This is a genomic window from Vibrio spartinae, assembly GCF_024347135.1.
Classification (GTDB): Bacteria; Pseudomonadota; Gammaproteobacteria; order Enterobacterales; family Vibrionaceae; genus Vibrio; species Vibrio spartinae.
In genome coordinates, this window is sequence record NZ_AP024907.1 from 564,165 (window position 1) to 585,353 (window position 21,189).

The window sequence follows — 21,189 nt, forward strand, 5'->3', positions numbered from 1 at the left end:
GCCTCTTCATGAGGCGTTTTTTTTGGTCTTGCTGATTGGACAACCCCTATAAAATCGCTTTGATTGCTGCGATTCTGCGTTTGTCTAACTCATCCCGGATCGCGGAACCTTTCAACCCTTCGGCAATGATCGATTGAACATCAATCGCAAGTGCAGCCTGATAGGCGGTTTCAAACTGTGATTTTTGTGGATAGGGTATTTCTTCATAGCCCAAGCGCCCCTGATGATCGGCCTGACAACAAAGCAGCACACTTTCAAGTCGCTCTGGCTTGCGCCATACATCCATTTTATTCAGTATTTTGAGATAAGTTGCCGGCTTCAAAATCGCAGCATTGTGAACATTGCTATGTTGTTCACAGACGATTAATGCTAAATCCCGATATTCCGCCGGGACTCGAATGCGTTCGCAAAGCGCACGGATACAGGCTAAGCCAGTGTGTGTATGCATTTTATGGCTTGGCCATTCACTTGGCGGCGTCTTCCCTTTGCCGAGGTCATGAACCATCGCTGCAAACCTGACCGGAAGCGATGTTGAGAGACGTGTCGATTGACGCAGAACCATTAATGTATGCTCGCCTGTATCAATTTCAGGATGCCACTGCGGGGGTTGTGGCACCCCGAAGAGACAGTCTATTTCAGGGAAAATGACGGCGAGTGCGCCACACGCTCTTAAGACGGACAGAAAGATGTCGGGGTGGTCTGTTGCGAGTGCTTGATGGAGTTCTTGCCAAACACGTTCTGCGGTTAAGTGAGCGACTTCTCCGGACTGAACCATTTGACGCATTAAGGCCATTGTTTCCGGTGCGATGGTAAACCCAAGTGAAGCGAATCTGGCTGCGAATCTGGCAACGCGGAGAATTCGCACCGGGTCCTCAGCAAAGGCGCTTGATACGTGACGAAGTATTCTCTGTTCCAAATCGGCTTGACCATGATAAGGATCAATGCGTTGTCCTTGAGCATCTTGTGCGATCGCATTGATGGTTAAATCTCTACGCATGAGATCATCTTCAAGCGTCACTTCCGGTGAGAAAAAGCATTCAAAGCCATGATAGCCTGAACCACTTTTCTGTTCGGTTCTGGCGAGTGCATATTCTTCTTTGGTTTGTGGATGAAGAAACACCGGGAAATCTTTTCCGACGGATATAAAACCTTGTTCAAGCATGAATGAGGGGGAACTACCGACGACAACCCAATCTCGATCTTTGATAGGAAGACCGAGTAACTGATCACGAACGGAGCCACCGACGAGATAGACCTGCACAGCTTGCCTCTTTTGGAACGCGTGGTTGAAATCGTTGAGAGAAGGCCGGAGGCCGGCCTTCTTCATCGGTCAGAGCCAGTTTGAGTGTGATTTCTTCCGTCTTGGAATCAGATGCGGCAGGATGATTCCCAGTAGAATACCACCGAGAGCAACACCGCCACCGTACATAAAATATTTCATTAACAGATCTTCTTTCTGAGTGTCCAGCTTCGCTCTCAACTCACGCGTTTCACTTTGTGCGGTCGCGAGTTTCTGGCTGATCCCACTGTAGTTTTCTTCCAACTCAGAGATCTGTTTGTTACGCACTTCAAGAGACTCGACTAGCCCGGCCTTTTCTTGGCTGGCCGTATGTTCTGCATCAGATAACTGTCCCTTCACGTCTTTGAGCTCTTTTTCTAAACGGGGAAGACGGGAGGCCATACTCTCTGTGGTGGTAACAAACTTGTCTTGTACCCAACCCTGACGCCCTTTGCTATCGAGTATTTCACTATAACCAGTTTCTTTATTGGTTTTCAGCAGTTGCACTTTCTCACCTGCATTGATACTGCCAATAATTCGATACTGGTTGCTCGGGCCTGAATGCATATAGGTAAACAAGTCATCTGCTATGTAATGTACTTGTGCAAAAACGGGCGTGGTCAGAAGCGAAAGCAGCAACATGAATAACAGTTTTTTCACGATAAATCCTTTAACGATAAGGTTGAAAAGTAAATCTCTCCAAATAGTAAAAAGTTTCTTTATATGGTGCAACAAAGAAGGGAGGCTTGGCCTCCCTTTGTGCAGATTTGAGTCAATAATCACATGGTTCTGACAAACGTCTGACGGTTGCATACCCTAAATGAAGATTTTTTCTAGCATATAATAGAAAATAACAGCCAGTAGTGCGCCAGCCGGCAAGGTCACGATCCATGAAGCGACGATGTTACGCACAACACCAAGGTTCAATGCTGCAATACCACGGGCGAAACCGACACCGAGAACGGCACCAACCAGGGTTTGAGTGGTTGAAATCGGTAGTCCGGTTCCCGACGCCAGAACAACAGTTGATGCTGTTGCAAGCTGTGCAGCAAAACCACGGCTTGGGGTCAGTTCAGTGATCCCGGTACCGACCGTTGCCATGACTTTATGCCCCAGTGTTGCGAGACCGACGACAATTCCAAATCCACCTAGCGGTAAGATCCACCACGCTATCTGGCTTTTTCCTGCAATCTGACCAAAATTCTCAATGGTGGAAACCACGGCTGACAATGGACCAATGGCATTCGCGACATCGTTGGAACCATGGGCGAATGCCATCGCACAGGCTGTCACGACCATCAGGACACTGAAAATACTTTCTACACCAGAGAAACTATGGTCTTCTTCCCGTTTTGAGAAGCGCTTTTGAATGTACAGGTAGCCTCCGACCATGACGAGCGCGGAAACAAAAATAGCGGCAAGCCATGCTTCACCAGTACTCAGGTGAAGACCTACGTGTTTCAGACCTTTTTTAATGGTTACCAGCGCAATGACCATGGTGGTGATAAACATATAAACCGGAACAAAACGCTTGGCATTTTGTAGCGGATTTTCTGTATCGAATATCAGACGTTGAGCACTGACGAAAATGACATAGGCGAAGAAACCCGAGATAATCGGTGTGATAATCCAACTGCCGACAATCCCTTGAACCGAATGCCAGTCAACCGCTCCTGTTCCGAGCGTGATACAGGCAAAACCGATAATCGCTCCGATAATGGAGTGGGTTGTTGACACCGGCCATCCCATATAAGAAGCCAGCAGTAACCATGTACCGGCAGACAGCAGGGATGACATCATGCCATACACCAGAATTTCAGGTTGTGCGGCAAAGAGATTTGTCTCGATGACACCTTTACGAATTGTGTCTGTTACTTCGCCACCGGCAAGATAGGCGCCGGCGAACTCAAAAACCATCGCAATAAAGATAGCTTGTTTTACGGTCAGTGCTTTGGAGCCAACCGATGTGCCCATCGCATTTGCTACATCATTTGCACCTATGCCGATCGCCATCAAGAAACCGAAGGCTGCTGCCACAAGAATCAAGATAGATCCGTAATGTACAAGGATATCCATCATAATACCTAGTTGTTGATAACTAGCGGAGCACGCGCGACTTTACTATCGTGGCATGTTATTCAGCCACAATCATTAGATTCAGAGACGCAATGTGTGAGTGCCCTTAGTTATTGTGAAAATCTATAATCTTAGGAACGAGAGAGCATTAGCTCTAAGCGAGCTCCCACACGTTGAGCTTGGTCAGCGATACCGCCCACCCACTCTAGAATTTTGTATAAGAACATCATGTCAATCGGATTATATTTTGACTCGATAGCCATCAACTGCTGACGCAGGTGAATTTGCATCGTGTCGGTATCATCCTCAATGGCGTCAAGTTGGTTGATCATCTCCGCAACCAGAGTGACTTCCCGGCCTTTAAACCCGGTTTCAAGGAGTTCATCCAGTTCACCGATGACTTTCTGGGCTTGAGTCGCCGCATCTAGACAACGTTTAACATAGGCGATGAAATCTTGTTGAAGTAGCTCTGGAATCATCAGCTCTCGACCATAAACCCGACCTGAGATATCTTTTGCGAGATTCGCAAGTTTGTCTTGTTGGGTCAGTAGTTCGAGCATGTCTGTTCGATCAACAGGAAGGAATAATCCGCGCGGTAGTTTCAGACGGATTTCACGTTTGAGTACGTCGGCTTCTTTTTCCAGATGAGAGATTTGAGCCCGAATTTCGGCTGCTTTTTCCCAATCTTTCTGGAAAGTAACTTCAAAGAAGCTGATCAAGTAAGAACAGCATTCATTGACACAGACAACGTGTTTCTGCAAAGGCTTTATTGGGGACTTTGCAAATAACCCCATAATTGTATTCACTGGCATGTGACTCAATCCAAAGATATAACCTTAAAAGAACATACAACATTATGATGAAATGTTGAACATTGGCTATAAAGGCGCGCATGGTAACTCATTCGACGGTGCTTTAAAACCATTTTAGCGCACCAATGATATGTTATTTCTCACTTAATGATATGTTATTTCTCACTTGCTCCTGTCCGGAATTGGCAATATCCTGTCGCTATCTGCCACGAAAGGTTTTGTTATGGAAACTGAGATAGAACTGAAGTTTTTCGTTTCTCCTGAATATTCAGATGTTTTGCGTCGTAAGATTGCCCAGACCAAAGTTTTACAGCATCGTTGCCGTGAATTAGAGAATATATATTTTGATACGCCTGATAACTGGCTGCGTCAACATGATATCGGCCTGCGAATCCGATGTTGCGATGGTGTGTATGTGCAGACGGTGAAAACCGCTGGACGGGTTGTTGCTGGTTTGCATCAGCGACCGGAATACAATGCCGAACATGACAGCAATACACCTTCTATTTCCCTTCATCCTCAAGATATCTGGCCCGAAGACCGCACTACCGAGCAACTGGAAGCTGAACTTCTCCCTCTTTTTTCAACCGACTTTACACGTGAACAGTGGCTTGTCGGTATGCCTGACGGCAGTCAAATTGAAGTCGCTTTCGATCAGGGGAAAGTGGTCGCCGGAGAGTTGGAAGACCCGATTTGTGAGGTTGAACTGGAACTGAAGTCAGGTCAGACCGATGCGCTGTTTTCTCTGGCAAGAACATTGAGTGATGAAGGTGGCGCTCGTCTCGGAAATTTAAGTAAGGCGGCCAGAGGGTATCGACTGGCTTTCGGATATATGGGAGATGAAACGAAACCTTTGGCTTTGGTTGAAACGATTGCCAGTGACACGGTTGAATCTTGTTTTATCCATTCTTTGGAACATGCTTTAGAACATTGGCATTATCATGAACAGATTTATGTTGAGAAGGCATCGATCGAAGCGTTGCATGAAATTCGTTATGCGATTTGTTTTATTCGTCAGACGCTTGCTGTTTATAGTGATATTGTGCCCCGGCGCGCCAGTGCCATCCTGCGTCAGGAACTTAAATGGCTGGAACAAGAGTTGTCTTGGCTGAAGAAGTCCAATTATCTCGACTATCTTTGTGAAGACAAAGGTCATATTTTGCGCAAGCTGGATGCCCGGAAGTTTTTACTGGCGGAGCTTCGGACCTTACAGGACGACTTACCCTCAACAGAAGATATGTTGAAGCTATTTTATGGCTCCCGTTATGTCGGTTTGATTCTCGACTTGAGTCGTTGGATTTTGACCAAAGGGTGGCAGCCTTTTCTGAACGAGAAAACCCGAGTCATGATGGCGGAGTCGATTGAGCCGTTTTCAGCCGAGCAGCTGGAACGAACCTGGAATGAGTTGTTAGCCGCTTTTCCCGCGGATAAGCAGTTTTCCAAACAGGATTATTTGATTCAGCAGTATTGCCTGATGAGAAATTTATACACCGGCATTGGATTTGCCAGCCTTTATAATGAGAGTGAACGCCAGTCGTTTCGATTGCCATGGGCTGACTTGTTGCAAGGGATTGATGATCTTTTAACGCTTGAACCATTAGAGCAGCAGGTCGATAAGCTTGAAGGCGAGCAGCAAGAGCAATTAAAACGATGGTTGATTCGTCAAGAAAACTCGATCCTTCATGCCATGGAGCAAACCAGAAACATCAGTATGGGCGTGACCCCTTATTGGAAACATGTATAACCTGAGAAAAACCGAATGGCTGCGTCGGGATGGCGCAGTCGATGATCCCCGCCTCTGGTCTTTTGTCATATTTAACATGAAGAAAAGACTATAGAACAGCTCCGATGAGTCGATATAATGGCTATCGTTTGAGCACCAATTTAATCTGCCAGTATGGAGCACCGGAAATATAAAGGTATCTACGCTGTTGTTGATGGCCTTCATAATGTTTGAAGATGAATTTTGATATGCTCTTTATGATTGCAATCATAAAAATAATACATAGTGATTTAGTGAGAATGATTGAATTGGAAAAATTAGGAAAATTAGGACTTAGTGGAGACGGATCATGACAAAACTGGCCTTTAAGCCTTGGGAACGAGTAATTACGGATATTCGTCTTGTTCCCAAGATGGTGATGCTGATGGTATTCAGCACGATATTGATAGTTGCAAAACAGCTCTGGGATGCCAGTGTATTTTACTCAGCTCTTTTAGATGCCACAAATAATGTTCAGCTTGCACAACATCACTATGAAGCCTATATCACACAAGTTGTTTGGCAAACGTTACTGTTAATCATTGTGTTTATTGTACTGTTACTGTTTGCAGCAAGAGTGATGTTAAGACAGACGCAGTATATCAGCGATTCAATTAAGACCATGGCCAACCGGGATTTATCTGAACCAGTTTTGATGGAATGTAAAGATGAATACGGTGATGTCGCCAGAGAACTTGAGAAAACGCGTCGTCAATTGCAGGAGATGATTAAACTTCAAATCACCAGCTCTCAGGAGTTATCCGGGCTGACAGAAGTGATGACAATCAGTATGTCCGAGACAAAAGACTCTGCACAAGAAGAGTTCAGTGAAATAGATCAGTTAGCGACAGCCATGAGTGAAATGTCTTCTACGGTCCATACGGTTGCTGACCATGCGCAAAGTGCTTCATCGTTGACTGAAGAGGCCTCCTCTCGCGCTAAAACGGGTCAGGAATTTGTTCAGGGGACCGTCTTGAAAATGCGTGATCTCTCCTCTGATATTTCTGAATCGGCACAAGCAGTCAATCAGGTTGAGGAACGTGTGGTGGCCATTAGTAGTGTCGTCGGTACGATCCAAAGTATTTCTGAACAGACTAATTTATTGGCACTGAATGCTGCGATTGAAGCCGCTCGTGCCGGTGAAGCTGGCCGGGGGTTTGCTGTGGTTGCAGATGAGGTCCGTAATCTTGCTCAGAGAACGCAACAGGCAACCGTTGAGATTCAGGATATGATTTCTCAGCTGCAAAGCAGTGCGAATTCTGCCGTAGGGCTGATGGAAAAAAGTGTGGTTGAAGCGGCTGACGGTGTGGAATTGGTCGTGAATGCGGGCAATGAACTGGATGGTATTGTTGAACAAATTCAACAAATCAATGATATGAATTTCCAAATCGCCAGCGCCGCCGGTCAACAGAGTGGTGTTGCTGAGGAAATGAATCAGAATCTGACCAATGTCCGTGAGCTGGTAGAAGCTTCAGTCTCCGTGGTCGGTGAGTTGTTGGAAACATCCGAAATTATGCAGAGCAATGCCGAGGAACTGGATCAGAAGATTACTTCATTCAAAGTATGATCCTGTTGTGAAACTGTAAGCGCTCACTGAGAGGCTGTTGAACTTTCGTGGTTTAATCACGTTAGGGCAATCCCTTCAAGTGGGCGTTTTTTTTGCCATCATTTTTTCAAGCGGGCTGTTTCTAATCACCAGTTTTGTGGGGCACCAATCATAAGAGGCTGCGAATGCAATTACCATCCGAACTTCAAGCACTATCCGATTTTAACTATCAGCAGTTGACGGAAAAACATCCGGTGATCTTATCTTGGTCTTCACCGCTGACCGAACAACTGAAATATGTGTTGGGATTGAGTGACTTCCTTTATGAAGCGTTAATGCGTGACGCGCAATTGTGTGAGCTCTTTCCGTGTATGATTGAGTGTCAATCCCGGGCTGATAGTTACCGGCAGCAGTTACAACAACAGCTAGTCGCAGAACCGGATGAAGCCGCGGGGGAATATATACTTCGTGCGCAGAGGAATCGGGAAATGTTTTACATTGCTTGGCGCGATTTTCTGGCTGACTGGTCACTTGAAGAGAGTTTGCAGCACCTCTCTGAATTAGCGGAAGCACTGATCTTTGAAACATATCAATGGCAATACACTCTTTGCTGCAAGCTTTGGGGAACACCGGTCAATCAAGCAGGAGAGACCCAGCCGATGTTAATTATCGGCATGGGGAAACTGGGTGGTGGTGAACTGAATTTTTCATCCGATATCGATTTGATTTTTGCCTACCCGGATAACGGTGAAACACACGGGGTGCGAAAAAGTATTGCGAATGCCCAATTTTTTACACGACTGGGACAAAGAATTATTAAAAGTCTTGATCAGCAGACCGCCGATGGTTTTTGTTACCGCGTTGATATGCGACTCAGACCTTTTGGCGATAGCGGCCCGCTGGTGATGAGTTTTGCAGCATTAGAAGACTATTATCAGGAACAGGGAAGAGACTGGGAGCGCTATGCGATGGTGAAAGCACGCGTGATGGGGCGCGAAATGTATGCGTGCTATCAGGCGCTGAGACAGATGCTACGTCCTTTCGTGTTTCGTCGTTACATTGATTTCAGTGCGATTCAATCGCTGCGCCGGATGAAGTCGATGATTCAAAGCGAAGTCCGTCGGCGGGGATTGGTGAATAATATTAAACTCGGTGCGGGTGGCATTCGGGAAATCGAGTTCATTGTCCAATCATTTCAGCTGATCCGGGGAGGGCGCGAACCCGGGCTACGAAAACGCGGCTTATTAGAAACGCTGGACGCCATTCTGACGTTAGGGCTGCTTGGTGAGAGCGAAGTAACTTCGCTGCAACAGGCCTATTTATTTTTAAGACGCGTGGAAAATCTACTTCAAGCCTTGGCGGATAAGCAGACGCAGACTTTACCTGACGATTCATGTTCCCAGCAGCGTCTAGTGATTGCTTTAGGGATGGATAGTTGGGAGGCACTCTTGCAGAATATTCAGGCGCATATGAATCATGTGCATCAAATTTTCAGAGATTTGATCGGTGATGAAGACGATAGCGAAGAAACACCGGTTGAGCCGGTGTATCAAGAGCTTTGGGATATGGCGAATAAACCGGAAGTCGTCGCCGATATTGTCCAAAAAGATCTCGCCTTAACGGCTGAAAGCAACGTGGCGGATGTGCTGCTGCAATTTAAAACCGAATTGGCTAAAAAAACCTTAGGACCTCGCGGCCGGGAAGTGATGAATCATTTAATGCCGAAAGTGTTTCAGGCCATTTTTCGTCACCCTGACGCTCAGTTTGGTTTTCCCCGGGTTTTGTATCTGTTACAACGGATTGCCACCCGAACCACCTATCTGGAATTGCTTGATGAGCATCCCGCTGCATTGATGCGATTAACTCGCTTATGTACCGCGAGTCCGATGATTTCTGAACAGTTGGCTCGTTATCCCATTTTGCTCGACGAATTACTCGATCCCCATCAGCTTTATCATCCTATTCCACTGGATCAATATCGCGTGGAACTACGAGATTTTTTAGCCCGTATTCCTCAGGATGATATGGAGCAGCAAATGGAAGGACTGCGTCAGTTTAAGCAGATCTGTCTGCTACGCATTGCCGCAGCCGATATTGCGGACGTGATGCCGGTGATGAAAGTGAGTGATCACCTCACTTATTTGGCTGAGGCGATTGTTGAAGCCGTTGTTCATCAGGCATGGGAACAGTTAAAAGAGAAATATGGTGAGCCGACGCATCTGAATCAGCGTGATGGCAAAGGGTTTGCGGTGATTGGGTATGGTAAAGTTGGTGGCTGGGAGTTGGGTTATAACTCCGATCTGGATTTGGTTTTTCTTCATGACTGCCCGGCGAATATTAATACCGATGGTCACAAAGAAATTGATGGTCGCCAGTTTTATTTACGTCTGGCACAACGCATCATTCATATTTTCTCGGTGCGAACCGCTTCCGGTATTTTATATGAGGTTGATATGCGCCTCAGACCCTCAGGCGCCTCAGGGTTATTAGTGGCACCGGTCAACGCTTTTGCCGAATATCAGCATCAGGAAGCGTGGACATGGGAGCATCAGGCACTTGTTCGGGCGCGCATGATTTATGGCGATGAACCATTGGCGGAGGCATTTGTGCAAACGCGTCATCAGGTGTTAAGTCTTGTCAGAGATGAAGCCGTCCTGAAACGAGACGTGGTTGAGATGCGAGAGAAAATGCGTCAGCACCTCTCAGAGAAAAAAGCAGGCCGTTTTATGCTTAAACAGGATCGAGGCGGTATCACGGATATTGAATTTTTAGCGCAGTATCTGGTGCTTTGCTATAGCAGTCAATATCCGGAGCTGACGCGGTGGTCGGATAATGTCAGAATTTTCGAGTCATTGATGATGGCCGGGATAATGTCATCGGAGCAGATGCAAGCACTCATTGAGGCTTATACCACAATGAGAGACCGAATCCATCATCGTAATTTGCTGAATCTGGATGCGGACGTGAGTCAGGATAAACTCTCGACAGAACGTGAAGTGGTGATTCAGACCTGGCAACAGTGGCTGGGATAATATCTCGGAGCGTGGTTATTCAGCCTGTGATAGGGCTGTGATAAACTCTGAACAAATCGAAAAACTGGAGATTTCTAATGAAGCCAATTCTACCTGACTATAACCAAGCAGGTGTTTTAATTGTTGGTGATGTGATGTTGGATCGTTACTGGTATGGTCCGACCGGGCGAATTTCACCGGAAGCCCCGGTACCGGTTGTGAAAGTCGAACACAATGAGGAACGTCCGGGTGGGGCAGCAAACGTTGCTATGAATATTGCATCGCTTGGCGGTCAGGCGCATATCGTCGGATTAACCGGCCAAGACGAGCCTGCCGCAGTTTTGGAAGAAAAGCTGACTTCATTAAATGTTCATTGTCACTTTGTGGCTTTACCGTCTTATCCGACGATTACCAAGTTACGTGTCTTAAGTCGTGGTCAACAGTTAATCCGTCTTGATTTTGAAGATAAATTCGAGAATATCGACCCTGAGCTGGTACTGTCCAAGATGGAAAGCTCTCTCCCTCGGGTGCGCTCTGTTATCCTGTCTGATTACGCCAAAGGTGCACTGGAGCATGTGCAGCAGTTTATTCAGAAAGCGAAACAGTTCGGTGTGCCTGTCTTTATTGATCCGAAAGGCGCCGATTTCGAACGCTATCGTGGGGCGACTCTGCTCACCCCGAATATGGCTGAGTTTGAGATGGTTGTCGGTAAAGTTCATTCAGACGATGAGCTGGTTGCTAAAGGGTTTGCATTGATAGAGCAATACGAATTCGATGCATTGTTAGTGACGCGCAGTGAGCATGGAATGACCTTGCTACGTCGTGATCATGAACCGTTTCATTTACCGACACTGGCGAAGGAAGTTTATGATGTGACGGGGGCCGGAGATACGGTGATTTCTGTTCTGGCAGCTTCGGTTGCCGCTGGCAAACCGTTGGACGAAGCCTGTGCGTTGGCAAATGCAGCCGCCGGGATCGTCGTTGGCAAAGTCGGGACATCAACGGTATCGACGATTGAATTGGCGGAAGCGATTCATGGTAGTCAGGACACCGATTTCGGGGTTGTGAGTGAGAAAACGCTGATTGAAGTTGTCAAAAAAGCACAGGCTCGTGGTGAGAAAGTCGTTATGACCAATGGGTGTTTCGATATTCTTCATGCCGGACACGTTTCTTATCTCAATCATGCGGCACAACTGGGAGATCGTCTGATTGTTGCTGTGAATACCGATGAGTCGGTGAAGCGGTTGAAAGGGCCCGGTCGTCCGGTCAACCCGACGGATCGTCGGATGGCGGTTCTGGCTGGATTGGGTGCGGTCGATTGGGTTGTCCCATTCAGCGAAGATACCCCGCAACGTGTGATTGCGACCATATTGCCCGATCTCTTGGTCAAAGGTGGCGATTATCGTCCTGAAGAGATTGCGGGTGGTCAGGAAGTGATTGCTGCTGGTGGCGAAGTGCGAGTGCTGAACTTTGAAGATGGCTGCTCGACCTCTGAAATTATTGAAGCAATTAAAGGTGGTCGTGGCTAATGCCTCTATAAGCAATTGCATTCAAATAAAAAAGCCAGCAAATTGCTGGCTTTTTGGTCAATCATCACTGGTTGTCTGACGTACCCTGAATGATTTCAGAGCGATATTTATTTCAGACCTGCATTGATAGCGAGAATATCTTGCTCGTTTAGCGTTCCAACCGACTGTTTTAACTGAAGTACATTCAGGATGTAGTCATAACGCGCATCCGACAGGTTTCTGTTGGCATCATAGAGGCGACGGGTTGAATCCAAGACATCTACGATGGTCCGAGTTCCAACATCAAAACCAGCTTCAGTGGCTTGCAGTGCCGATTTTGCCGATACGACTGCTTGTTGGTAAGCCCGGATGGCTCCGATGGAAGCATTGATGTTGTTATTGTATGCACGAACGTTTTTAACGACGCTACGATAACTGGCTTCAAGATCTTCACTGGCTTGCGTTAAACCATATTCCGCCTGCTTAGTCTCCGCAGTAATTTTACCACCGGTATAAAGCGGAACGGAAAGGTTCACACCCACACTGACATTATTGATCGGATCGAAAGCGTCATAATTCGCATTGGATTGCTCATATTCATGCTTGGTACTATAACCGGCATCCAGACTTAGGCTGGGTAAATGCCCGGAACTGGCTAAAGCAATTTTTTCACGCGCAATATCTTGCGAGATTCTGGCCGTCAAAAGCGATAAATTCTTCTTCTGGGCTTCATTCACCAGCTCAGTCATCGTTTGGTCCATTTTACTGGCAGAGAAACGCTCGGTATCCAATGAGCTGAGTTGGTGAGGTTCCTGACCGGTAATTTCCCGAATGGCTTCGTAACTGTTGGTCAGGCTATTTTCAGCTAAGACTTCATCAGCCAGAACACTATCGTATTGTGCCTGAGCATCGTGGACATCGGTAATCGCAGATAAACCGACTTCAAAACGTTGTTTGGTCTGTTCCAGTTGGCGAGCAACCGCATTTTTTTCGGCACGCACAAAAGCAAGGTTATCTTTGGCTCTCAGCACTTCAAAGTAGGCTTGAGCGACACGTAAAATGAGGTTCTGCTGTGTTTGTGCATATTGAGAATCGACTTGGCGTGCTGATTTCTCAGCGATTCCCAGATTCAGCCAGCTGTTTCGGTCATACAGCGCTTGAGATAACGTCACACCCGCAGACCATTGCTTGCTGTCTGCAACGTCTTTATTACTACTGATAATGTTGTAACCTGTTGACAGGTTAATTTGTGGTAATAGTTCTCCCCGAGTTGACTTTATTGCTTCATAGGCTGAGTCTCGTTGTGCCGCAGCGCTAAGCAACTGGGGGTCATTTTGTTTGGCTTGGTCATAGATGTCCGCAAGGGTATCTGCCCAAACGATGGGGGACAGACTTCCCAGGGTGATACTGACGCATAGTGGGAGCAGTTTTTTCATTCTTCCTATTCCTGCAATATTGTCATGAGAGATTGCGCTCGATAGTTTAACTTAAATTTGCTAAGAAGTGCTCAGGGAGTTTGTCATTTTTCTGGTTAATTATCCATCTGTATAGTAAACAAATTACTTAATTTAACTATTTTAGTAATTTTTATATAAAAAATTGAGCTGCATCCTTGGTGAGTAAACTCTTACATGGTTAAATTTAAAGATTCAAATGGAGAATAGAAAGAATGCGATCATCACGAAAAGAGCCGACACAATTTTCTGCTCAAGATTTGCAGGTTGTCAAAAAAGAGACACTTTTTAACGGCTTCTTCAAAATGGTAAAGTATTATTTCAAATATAGGCAGTTTGAAGGTGGCTGGAGTCGGGTTGTTGAACGGGAAATGTTTGTGCGGGGGCGTGCTGCCGCAGTGCTTCCTTATGATCCGGTGCTTGATCAGGTTGTCTTAATTGAGCAAATCCGTGTTGGCGCGCTTGAAAACCAGCATCCATGGCAGTTTGAAGTCGTTGCCGGGATTGTTGAAGCGGGTGAATCTTCGGAAGACGTGGTTCGTCGCGAAGCTGTCGAAGAAGCCGGCCTCAACCTCGAACAGATTGTTCCGGTGACGTCATACTATCCTTCATCTGGCGGATGCAATGAGATGATTGATGTCTATGTTGGTGAAGTGGACGCCGCTAAAGCGCATGGGGTTCATGGGCTGGACGGGGAAGATGAGGATATTCGTGTTCATGTGTTAAGTCGGGAAGAGGCTTATCACTGGGTGAAAACGGGTAAGATTGAAAATGGGGCCTCCATTATCGCGTTACAATGGTTGGCGTTAAATTGGGAAGAACTGAAGACACAATGGCAAAAGTAGCAATGAAAAAGCCGTATCACGTTGACTTGCCGGAATTGATGCGGGTTTATGAAACAAACTATGCAAAATTGAATGCGTTGTTGCCATCAATGCACAGTGCTGAGGATGTGCGTTGTTACCAAGCCTTGCGTATGAATTATCAACTCGAAGTCATGGAAGTGACCAGATATACGACATTGGTCAAGATATGTCAGAGTGATGATGTGGCTGTATTTCCCCTACCGACCATGTCTGTCAGGTTATATCATGATGCGCGTGTTGCCGAGGTATGCAGTGCTGAACAGGTACACCGATTAAAGCCTCGTTACGATTATCCGAACGATAGCATGGTACAAAAAGATGAAAAGGCTCAGACCAACCGTTTTTTGGGGGATTGGCTGACCTTTTGTTTAAAGCATGGTATTACTCGTGCACCGATTAATATCCGGGATCGATCATCTTCATAAGGTTAAGTAGATTTGGACGTATCGTTTTACACCGAACATCTTGATAGTATAAAACTGCTTCAGATGACCGATACTCATTTGTTTGCTTCTGATGAGGGCAGTCTGCTCAGCGTCAATACGGCAAATAGTTTTAAAGCGGTCGTGCAAGAAGTTATCGCGAGGAATGTCGATTATCAGCTCATTCTGGCGACTGGTGATATCTCTCAGGATCATTCTCAAGCATCTTACCAGTTGTTTGTTGACAGCATTGAGCCGTTACAGAAGCCTTGTTTGTGCCTGCCGGGAAATCATGATGAGCAGCACGCAATGAAAACCATTCTGGCGAATTCTCAAATCACCCAGCCGAGACATGTAACGGTGGGGGCCCACTGGCAGATGATTTTGCTTGATTCACAGGTCTCCGGAGTGCCCTATGGTTACATCAGCCCGGAGCAGCTCCAACAGATGGATGACATGTTACGTGAGACGCAAGCAAAACATACGCTTATCTTACTCCATCATCACCCGCTGTTAGTCGGCAGTCGTTGGTTGGATCAACATACGCTGAAAAATAGCGATTCATTCTGGGAGATTCTGTTGAAATACCCTCACGTTAAAGGTGTAGTATGTGGTCATGTTCATCAGGTGATGGAACGCGATTATCATGGGATTCAGGTGATGTCGACGCCTTCAACTTGTGTTCAGTTTAAACCGCACACTGATGAATTTGCGCTGGATCTGGTCTCTCCCGGCTGGCGTGAGCTGGAACTTCATCCTGACGGACAACTGACGACACAGGTTGGTCGTGTGAAGCAAGGTCTTTTCTTACCTGATTTCTCAGCAAACGGATACTGATAACAGCGAATGACTTACGTGAACAGAAGATGAGGCAATCCATGCGTAAACCTTCTTTATTGATCTATATTCACGGTTTTAACAGTTCTCCTTTATCTCATAAAGCGATGATTATGCAGCAATACTGCCGTGATTATCGTCCTGATATGCGCGTGATTGTGCCACAGCTACCCTGCTTCCCTGACGCTGCCGCCCAAATGCTTTCTGAGTTGATTCGAGAGAAACAGCAACAATATCGTATTGGTTTGGTGGGAAGCTCGCTCGGGGGATATTTGTCTGTCTGGCTGAATTCTCAGTTTCAGCTCAAAGCTGTGGTCATCAATCCAGCCGTTCGCCCTTACGAATTGTTACAAGACTATCTTGGCGAACAAGTGAATCCATACACCCATGAAAAGTATACTCTGGCGGCTTGTCATATCGAGGAACTTAAAGCATTGGATATTGAGGCTCTGCCGGACTCTGACCAATTTTGGCTATTACAACAAATGGGTGATGAAGTGCTTGATTATCGTCAGGCTGTTGAAAAATTCCACGATGCCCGACAAACCGTAGAACAGGGCGGCGATCATAGTTTTGTTGGCTTTGAACGTTACGCTGCTGCTATTCTTGAATTTCTGGAACTTTGACATGCATTGAGAAAAGTGTCAGAAACTAAGGCCGAAGCCAGACAGAAGCTTGACAGGAAGCCTTCTCTTCCAGACTATACCTCAAACATCGATGGGAAAGGAGAGGATTGAAGTCTCTGTCATTTCCCACGGATGATGAGTCCCATACAAATAAACTTTTTCAGTGACAACTGTAAATAATCTCGAAATGTTTACAGATTGAGCGCAAAGTTAGAATCATTGATTGATATAAGCATCCCGAAATATGACTGAACAATATAATGCTGGTGCCATTGAAGTATTGAATGGTTTAGAGCCAGTACGTCGCAGACCTGGGATGTATACCGATACCGCACGTCCGAACCATTTAGGTCAGGAGGTCATTGATAATAGTGTTGATGAAGCGTTAGCCGGTTATGCATCGAAGGTACAAGTTATTCTTCATTCTGACCAATCTCTGGAAGTGAGCGACAATGGGCGAGGTATGCCCGTTGATATTCACCCGGAAGAGAAAGTCTCAGGCGTTGAGCTGATCATGTGTAAGCTTCACGCCGGAGGAAAGTTTTCCAATAAAAGTTATCAGTTCTCCGGTGGCCTGCATGGGGTGGGTATTTCGGTCGTCAATGCCCTGTCCAAACGTGTCGAAGTCACAGTACGGCGTGACGGACAGGTCTATGATATTGCGTTTGAGCATGGCGATAAAGTCTCTGATCTGACGGTGACCGGCACCTGTGGGCGTAGGAATACAGGAACCAGCGTTCACTTCTGGCCGGATAGTGTCTACTTTGATTCCGGTAATTTTTCAGTCTCTCGGCTGATCAATAACCTGCGTGCCAAGGCGGTATTATGTCCCGGTCTTGAAATTACCTTCGAAGATAAAGTCAATGGGAATGATTACCGTTGGTTCTACGAAGACGGTCTGAAAGATTATCTGGCAGAAGGGGTGAAAGGGTATACGCTGTTGCCCGAAGAACCGTTTACCGGTGAGTTTAAAGCTGAAATCGAAGCTGCGAGTTGGGCTGTCATTTGGCAACCTGAAGGTGGTGACATGATCACCGAAAGCTACGTCAACTTGATTCCGACCGTACTCGGCGGGACACATGTCAACGGGTTGCGTCAGGGATTACTCGATGCCATGCGTGAGTTTTGTGAATTCCGCAACTTGTTGCCGCGTGGCGTCAAGCTAACAGGTGATGACGTTTTTGAGCGTTGTTCCTATGTATTGTCTGTCAAGATGCAGGATCCGCAGTTTGCCGGTCAAACCAAGGAGCGCCTGTCATCGCGTCAAACCGCAGCATTTGTTTCCGGTGTCGTCAAAGACGCATTCAGTCTATGGCTGAACGAAAAACCTCAACTGGCGGAGCTATTGGCGGAAGTCTGTATTGCCAATGCCCATCGCCGGATGCGAGCCAGTAAAAAAGTCGTCCGCAAAAAAATCGCTTCAGGGCCAGCTCTGCCGGGGAAACTGACCGACTGTACGGTACAAGATCTAAGTCGTACAGAATTGTTTTTGGTGGAAGGTGATTCTGCCGGAGGGAGCGCTAAACAGGCCAGAGATCGTGAGTTTCAGGCTGTGATGCCACTACGGGGTAAAATTCTTAACACGTGGGAAGTCTCAGCCGATCAAGTCTTGGCTTCACAGGAAGTTCATGATATTTCGGTGGCTTTGGGGATTGACCCTGACAACGATGATCTGGACAGTCTGCGTTACGGTAAAGTCTGTATTCTCGCGGATGCGGATTCAGACGGGTTGCATATCGCGACCCTATTATGCGCGCTATTTACGCGCCACTTTCCTGCATTGGTCCGTGCCGGACATGTCTATGTTGCGATGCCACCCCTTTACCGAATCGATTGTGGTAAAGAGGTTTATTATGCATTGGATGATCAGGAAAAAGATGGCGTACTAGAACGTCTGAGTCAGAAAAAAGCCAAAATCAACGTGCAGCGTTTTAAAGGACTGGGGGAGATGAATCCACTTCAGTTACGTGAAACAACCATGGATCCCAATACGCGCCGTCTTGTCCAACTCACGATCGACGATATCGAAGCGACTGATGAGATGATGGACATGCTCCTCGGTAAGAAAAGAGCTGATGACAGAAGATCTTGGTTGCAACACAACGGTGACTTGGCAGAGGTATAAACATGGCAACAGAAATCAGTTTTGACGGAGTAGAACAGCTGCCGTTACGTAAATTTACGGAAGACGCATACCTGAACTACTCGATGTACGTCATTATGGACCGTGCACTGCCTTACATTGGTGACGGTCTGAAACCCGTTCAGCGCCGTATCATTTATGCGATGTCGGAGCTTGGGCTATCGGCTTCGTCCAAATATAAAAAGTCGGCACGGACCGTCGGGGACGTGTTGGGTAAATATCATCCTCATGGTGACTCGGCCTGTTATGAAGCCATGGTTCTGATGGCTCAACCTTTCTCTTACCGTCACCCGCTGGTGGATGGTCAAGGGAACTGGGGGGCGCCGGATGATCCGAAATCTTTTGCCGCGATGCGTTATACCGAAGCCAAACTGTCTCGTTTTGCGGAAGTTTTATTGAGTGAACTCGGGCAAGGCACGGTTGAATGGCAGCCGAACTTTGATGGCACCATGAACGAGCCACAAATGCTGCCGGCTCGTTTACCACATATCTTATTGAATGGCGTGACAGGGATCGCTGTGGGGATGGCGACTGATATCCCACCACATAATGTCCGGGAAATCACAGATGCTGTCATTCATCTCATCGATAAACCTCAGGCGGGCTTAGATGAGATCATGGGCTATGTTCAGGGACCGGATTATCCGACGGAAGCGGAAATCGTCTCTGTGCGTACCGATATTGAAAAAATATATCGAACCGGCCGCGGTAGTATCAAAATGCGGGCGGTTTGGCACAAAGAAGGCGGTGATATTGTCATCACTGCGCTGCCTCATCAAGTTTCCGGTGCGAAACTGTTAGAGCAAATTGCCAGCCAGATGCGCGCGAAGAAATTGCCGATGGTCGAAGATCTGCGCGATGAGTCTGACCATGAGAATCCGACGCGGATCGTGATTGTACCGAGTAAGAAAAGAATCGATTGTGACGTCCTGATGAATCATCTGTTCGTTTCGACTGATTTAGAAAAAAGCTTCCGTGTGAACCTGAATATGATTGGTCTGGATAATCGTCCTCAGGTGAAAGGTTTAGTGGAAATCTTGTCCGAATGGCTTGAATTCCGCCGCAATACGGTCAAGCGTCGCTTGCAGTACCGACTGGACAAAGTTCTGGCAAGATTACACATTCTTGAAGGTTTGTTGGTTGCCTACCTGAATCTCGATGAAGTCATTGAGATTATCCGCAACGAAGATGAGCCGAAAGCCGTTCTCATGGCTCGTTTCGGGATTTCTGAAATTCAGGCGGATGCGATTTTGGATACGCGCTTACGTCATTTAGCGAAACTGGAAGAATACAAAATCAGTGCTGAGCAAGAAGCGCTGGAAAAAGAGCAAAATCAATTAGAACAACTGCTTGGTTCGGAGCGTCGTTTGAATACGCTGCTGAAAAAAGAGCTGAAAGCCGATGCTGAGAAATATGGGGATGAGCGTCGTTCTCCATTGGTTGAAAGAGCTGAAGCCAAAGCATTGACAGAAAGAGAACTGGTTCCGAGTGAACCGATTACGGTCATCTTGTCGGATAAAGGCTGGATTCGCCATGCCAAAGGCCATGACATCGATTGTCAGGGGCTGAATTATAAATCGGGTGACCAATACTTGACTCATGCTTGTGGGAAAAGTAATCAGCAGGCGGTGTTCTTTGGCAGTGACGGACGCAGTTATTCACTCGAAGCGCACACCTTGCCGTCAGCCCGCTCTCAGGGAGAACCGATTACCGGGCGTCTGAATGTCGCTGAAGACACACAAATTCGTCAGGTGGTCATGGGAGATGAAGATCAGTTGTGGCTGGTGGGCTCGGATGCCGGATATGGCTTTGTGTGTAAAGGGAGTGATTTTCTCTCCAAGAACCGTAGCGGTAAAGCATTGGTGAATTTGCCGGATAACGCCCTGATCATGACACCACAGCCGTTGAACCATTTAGAATCGGATGAAATTCTGGCGATCACCAATCAAGGTCGAATGTTGTTATTCCCGATAAAAGATCTGCCGCAACTGGGTAAAGGTAAAGGCAACAAGATCATTAATATTCCTTCAGCGAAAGCCAAAGAAAGAGAAGAATTTGTTTCTCATTTGATGGTTCTGCCGCAAGGCGCTGCAATGACGATCTATGCCGGTAAGCGTAAGCTCGGGCTGAAGCAGGACGATCTGGAAAACTTCCGTGGTGAACGAGGCCGGAGAGGGGCATTACTGCCGCGGGGGCTGCAACGGGTGACCCGGATTCATATCGAAGAGGTAGCGGCTGAGGAAAATGGGCAAACATCTGGCAGTGATGATGCTTGATTGAACCAATCGACTTCACCGCAATGGAAAAAATCACTGGGCAATGAAAATTGCCCAGTTTTTTTTATGGCTCAATTTTTATTGATGGGCCTAGTGATGGCGGCGAAAACGCAGCAGATGATCCAGTGATATCGCTCCCGCACCCTGGTACATAATCCAGGCACTCAGCGCCAGCCAGGTGGCATGTGTCGGATAAGCATCCGGATAAACAAAAATCTGAATCACCAGTGTCATCCCAAAAATGCCCAGCGCGGCAAACCGGGTCATCAATCCGGTGAGCAGTAATATGGCCAGCAGATGCTCGGCAATGGTGGCCAGATAAGCGGCCCACACATAAGGGATGATCGGCAGGTTGTATTCATATTCGAATAGGGCAAATGTGCTGTCTTTAACCGTCGGCCAACCCAGATCAATTGGGCCGGAAATCAAATTGAAAGCAAAACCTTCAATTTTGGTCTGTCCGGATAGCCAGAAAATTGCAGCGAGACCGAAGCGGCTCAGCAATAAAATGATCGATACTGTCCACGGAGAGGCCGAGATTTTCTTCAGCAATGGCAGTGACATAAACAGG

The 21,189-nt window shown here is 46.9% G+C and carries 16 protein-coding genes; 10 read left to right on the forward strand and 6 right to left on the reverse strand.

The features are described 5' to 3' along the window. Positions 1 to 46: 46 nt before the first annotated feature. From OCU60_RS02560 to OCU60_RS02575, 4 genes are all read right to left on the reverse strand, one after another. Positions 47 to 1,261 (reverse strand): multifunctional CCA addition/repair protein, encoded by a 1,215-nt coding sequence (locus tag OCU60_RS02560; RefSeq protein WP_205410486.1) that lies wholly within the window; start codon positions 1,259 to 1,261, stop codon positions 47 to 49. Between the two features lie 69 nt (positions 1,262 to 1,330). Continuing rightward, entirely contained in the window at positions 1,331 to 1,939 is a 609-nt protein-coding gene (locus OCU60_RS02565; RefSeq protein ID WP_074372729.1) for a TIGR04211 family SH3 domain-containing protein, read from the reverse strand. Positions 1,940 to 2,095: 156 nt separating this feature from the next. Further along, the gene (locus tag OCU60_RS02570) at positions 2,096 to 3,355 is read right to left on the reverse strand and encodes an inorganic phosphate transporter (protein ID WP_074372730.1); all 1,260 of its coding nucleotides are present in this window, start codon (positions 3,353 to 3,355) and stop codon (positions 2,096 to 2,098) included. Positions 3,356 to 3,486: 131 nt separating this feature from the next. Continuing rightward, on the reverse strand, positions 3,487 to 4,167 hold the full coding sequence (locus OCU60_RS02575) for a TIGR00153 family protein (RefSeq protein WP_074372731.1): 681 nt from the start codon (positions 4,165 to 4,167) through the stop codon (positions 3,487 to 3,489). Between the two features lie 223 nt (positions 4,168 to 4,390). Between OCU60_RS02575 and OCU60_RS02580 the strand changes: the two genes are divergently transcribed. The 4 genes from OCU60_RS02580 to hldE all read left to right on the forward strand — a co-directional run bounded on the left by OCU60_RS02580 (position 4,391) and on the right by hldE (position 12,015). After that, positions 4,391 to 5,911, forward strand: coding sequence for a CYTH and CHAD domain-containing protein (locus OCU60_RS02580; RefSeq protein WP_074372732.1), 1,521 nt, complete (start codon positions 4,391 to 4,393; stop codon positions 5,909 to 5,911). Positions 5,912 to 6,239: 328 nt separating this feature from the next. Further along, the gene (locus OCU60_RS02585; RefSeq protein ID WP_074372733.1) at positions 6,240 to 7,496 is read left to right on the forward strand and encodes a methyl-accepting chemotaxis protein; all 1,257 of its coding nucleotides are present in this window, start codon (positions 6,240 to 6,242) and stop codon (positions 7,494 to 7,496) included. A 164-nt stretch (positions 7,497 to 7,660) separates the two neighbouring features. Then, positions 7,661 to 10,507, forward strand: coding sequence for a bifunctional [glutamate--ammonia ligase]-adenylyl-L-tyrosine phosphorylase/[glutamate--ammonia-ligase] adenylyltransferase (glnE, locus tag OCU60_RS02590; protein WP_074372734.1), 2,847 nt, complete (start codon positions 7,661 to 7,663; stop codon positions 10,505 to 10,507). 77 nt (positions 10,508 to 10,584) lie between these two features. Beyond that, a complete protein-coding gene (gene hldE / locus OCU60_RS02595; RefSeq protein ID WP_074372735.1) occupies positions 10,585 to 12,015 on the forward strand; it encodes a bifunctional D-glycero-beta-D-manno-heptose-7-phosphate kinase/D-glycero-beta-D-manno-heptose 1-phosphate adenylyltransferase HldE in 1,431 nt (476 codons plus the stop codon). A 107-nt stretch (positions 12,016 to 12,122) separates the two neighbouring features. Here hldE and tolC read toward each other — a convergent pair whose 3' ends face one another. After that, positions 12,123 to 13,430: an outer membrane channel protein TolC gene (tolC, locus tag OCU60_RS02600; RefSeq protein ID WP_074372736.1), complete on the reverse strand. Its 1,308-nt coding sequence runs from the start codon at positions 13,428 to 13,430 to the stop codon at positions 12,123 to 12,125. 233 nt (positions 13,431 to 13,663) lie between these two features. Here tolC and nudF point away from each other — a divergent pair, with 233 nt between their 5' ends. The 6 genes from nudF (at position 13,664) to parC (ending at position 20,618) form a co-directional block, all read left to right on the forward strand. Beyond that, positions 13,664 to 14,293, forward strand: a complete 630-nt coding sequence (gene nudF / locus OCU60_RS02605; protein WP_074372737.1) for an ADP-ribose diphosphatase — start codon at positions 13,664 to 13,666, stop codon at positions 14,291 to 14,293. Further along, positions 14,281 to 14,739, forward strand: a complete 459-nt coding sequence (locus OCU60_RS02610) for a DUF1249 family protein (protein ID WP_074372738.1) — start codon at positions 14,281 to 14,283, stop codon at positions 14,737 to 14,739. The genes nudF and OCU60_RS02610 overlap by 13 nt, the downstream gene beginning before the upstream one ends. A 12-nt stretch (positions 14,740 to 14,751) precedes the next feature. Beyond that, on the forward strand, positions 14,752 to 15,573 hold the full coding sequence (gene cpdA / locus OCU60_RS02615) for a 3',5'-cyclic-AMP phosphodiesterase (protein WP_074372739.1): 822 nt from the start codon (positions 14,752 to 14,754) through the stop codon (positions 15,571 to 15,573). Positions 15,574 to 15,614: 41 nt separating this feature from the next. Then, positions 15,615 to 16,199: an esterase YqiA gene (gene yqiA / locus OCU60_RS02620; RefSeq protein WP_074372740.1), complete on the forward strand. Its 585-nt coding sequence runs from the start codon at positions 15,615 to 15,617 to the stop codon at positions 16,197 to 16,199. A 244-nt stretch (positions 16,200 to 16,443) separates the two neighbouring features. Further along, entirely contained in the window at positions 16,444 to 18,324 is a 1,881-nt protein-coding gene (parE, locus tag OCU60_RS02625) for a DNA topoisomerase IV subunit B (RefSeq protein WP_074372741.1), read from the forward strand. A 2-nt stretch (positions 18,325 to 18,326) separates the two neighbouring features. Next, the gene (gene parC, locus OCU60_RS02630) at positions 18,327 to 20,618 is read left to right on the forward strand and encodes a DNA topoisomerase IV subunit A (protein ID WP_074372742.1); all 2,292 of its coding nucleotides are present in this window, start codon (positions 18,327 to 18,329) and stop codon (positions 20,616 to 20,618) included. 90 nt (positions 20,619 to 20,708) lie between these two features. Here the strand turns inward: parC and OCU60_RS02635 are convergent, their stop codons facing one another. Next, positions 20,709 to 21,182: a DoxX family protein gene (locus OCU60_RS02635; protein WP_074372743.1), complete on the reverse strand. Its 474-nt coding sequence runs from the start codon at positions 21,180 to 21,182 to the stop codon at positions 20,709 to 20,711. Between the last annotated feature and the right edge of the window lie 7 nt (positions 21,183 to 21,189).

Coding starts and splice junctions, on each gene's coding strand:
- OCU60_RS02570 (WP_074372730.1), bottom strand. CDS start 3,355: ATGGATATCCTTGTACATTACGGATCTATCTTGATTCTTGTGGCAGCA.
- OCU60_RS02575 (WP_074372731.1), bottom strand. CDS start 4,167: ATGCCAGTGAATACAATTATGGGGTTATTTGCAAAGTCCCCAATAAAG.
- OCU60_RS02580 (WP_074372732.1), top strand. CDS start 4,391: ATGGAAACTGAGATAGAACTGAAGTTTTTCGTTTCTCCTGAATATTCA.
- OCU60_RS02585 (WP_074372733.1), top strand. CDS start 6,240: ATGACAAAACTGGCCTTTAAGCCTTGGGAACGAGTAATTACGGATATT.
- glnE (WP_074372734.1), top strand. CDS start 7,661: ATGCAATTACCATCCGAACTTCAAGCACTATCCGATTTTAACTATCAG.
- hldE (WP_074372735.1), top strand. CDS start 10,585: ATGAAGCCAATTCTACCTGACTATAACCAAGCAGGTGTTTTAATTGTT.
- tolC (WP_074372736.1), bottom strand. CDS start 13,430: ATGAAAAAACTGCTCCCACTATGCGTCAGTATCACCCTGGGAAGTCTG.
- nudF (WP_074372737.1), top strand. CDS start 13,664: ATGCGATCATCACGAAAAGAGCCGACACAATTTTCTGCTCAAGATTTG.
- OCU60_RS02610 (WP_074372738.1), top strand. CDS start 14,281: ATGGCAAAAGTAGCAATGAAAAAGCCGTATCACGTTGACTTGCCGGAA.
- yqiA (WP_074372740.1), top strand. CDS start 15,615: ATGCGTAAACCTTCTTTATTGATCTATATTCACGGTTTTAACAGTTCT.
- parE (WP_074372741.1), top strand. CDS start 16,444: ATGACTGAACAATATAATGCTGGTGCCATTGAAGTATTGAATGGTTTA.
- parC (WP_074372742.1), top strand. CDS start 18,327: ATGGCAACAGAAATCAGTTTTGACGGAGTAGAACAGCTGCCGTTACGT.
- OCU60_RS02635 (WP_074372743.1), bottom strand. CDS start 21,182: ATGTCACTGCCATTGCTGAAGAAAATCTCGGCCTCTCCGTGGACAGTA.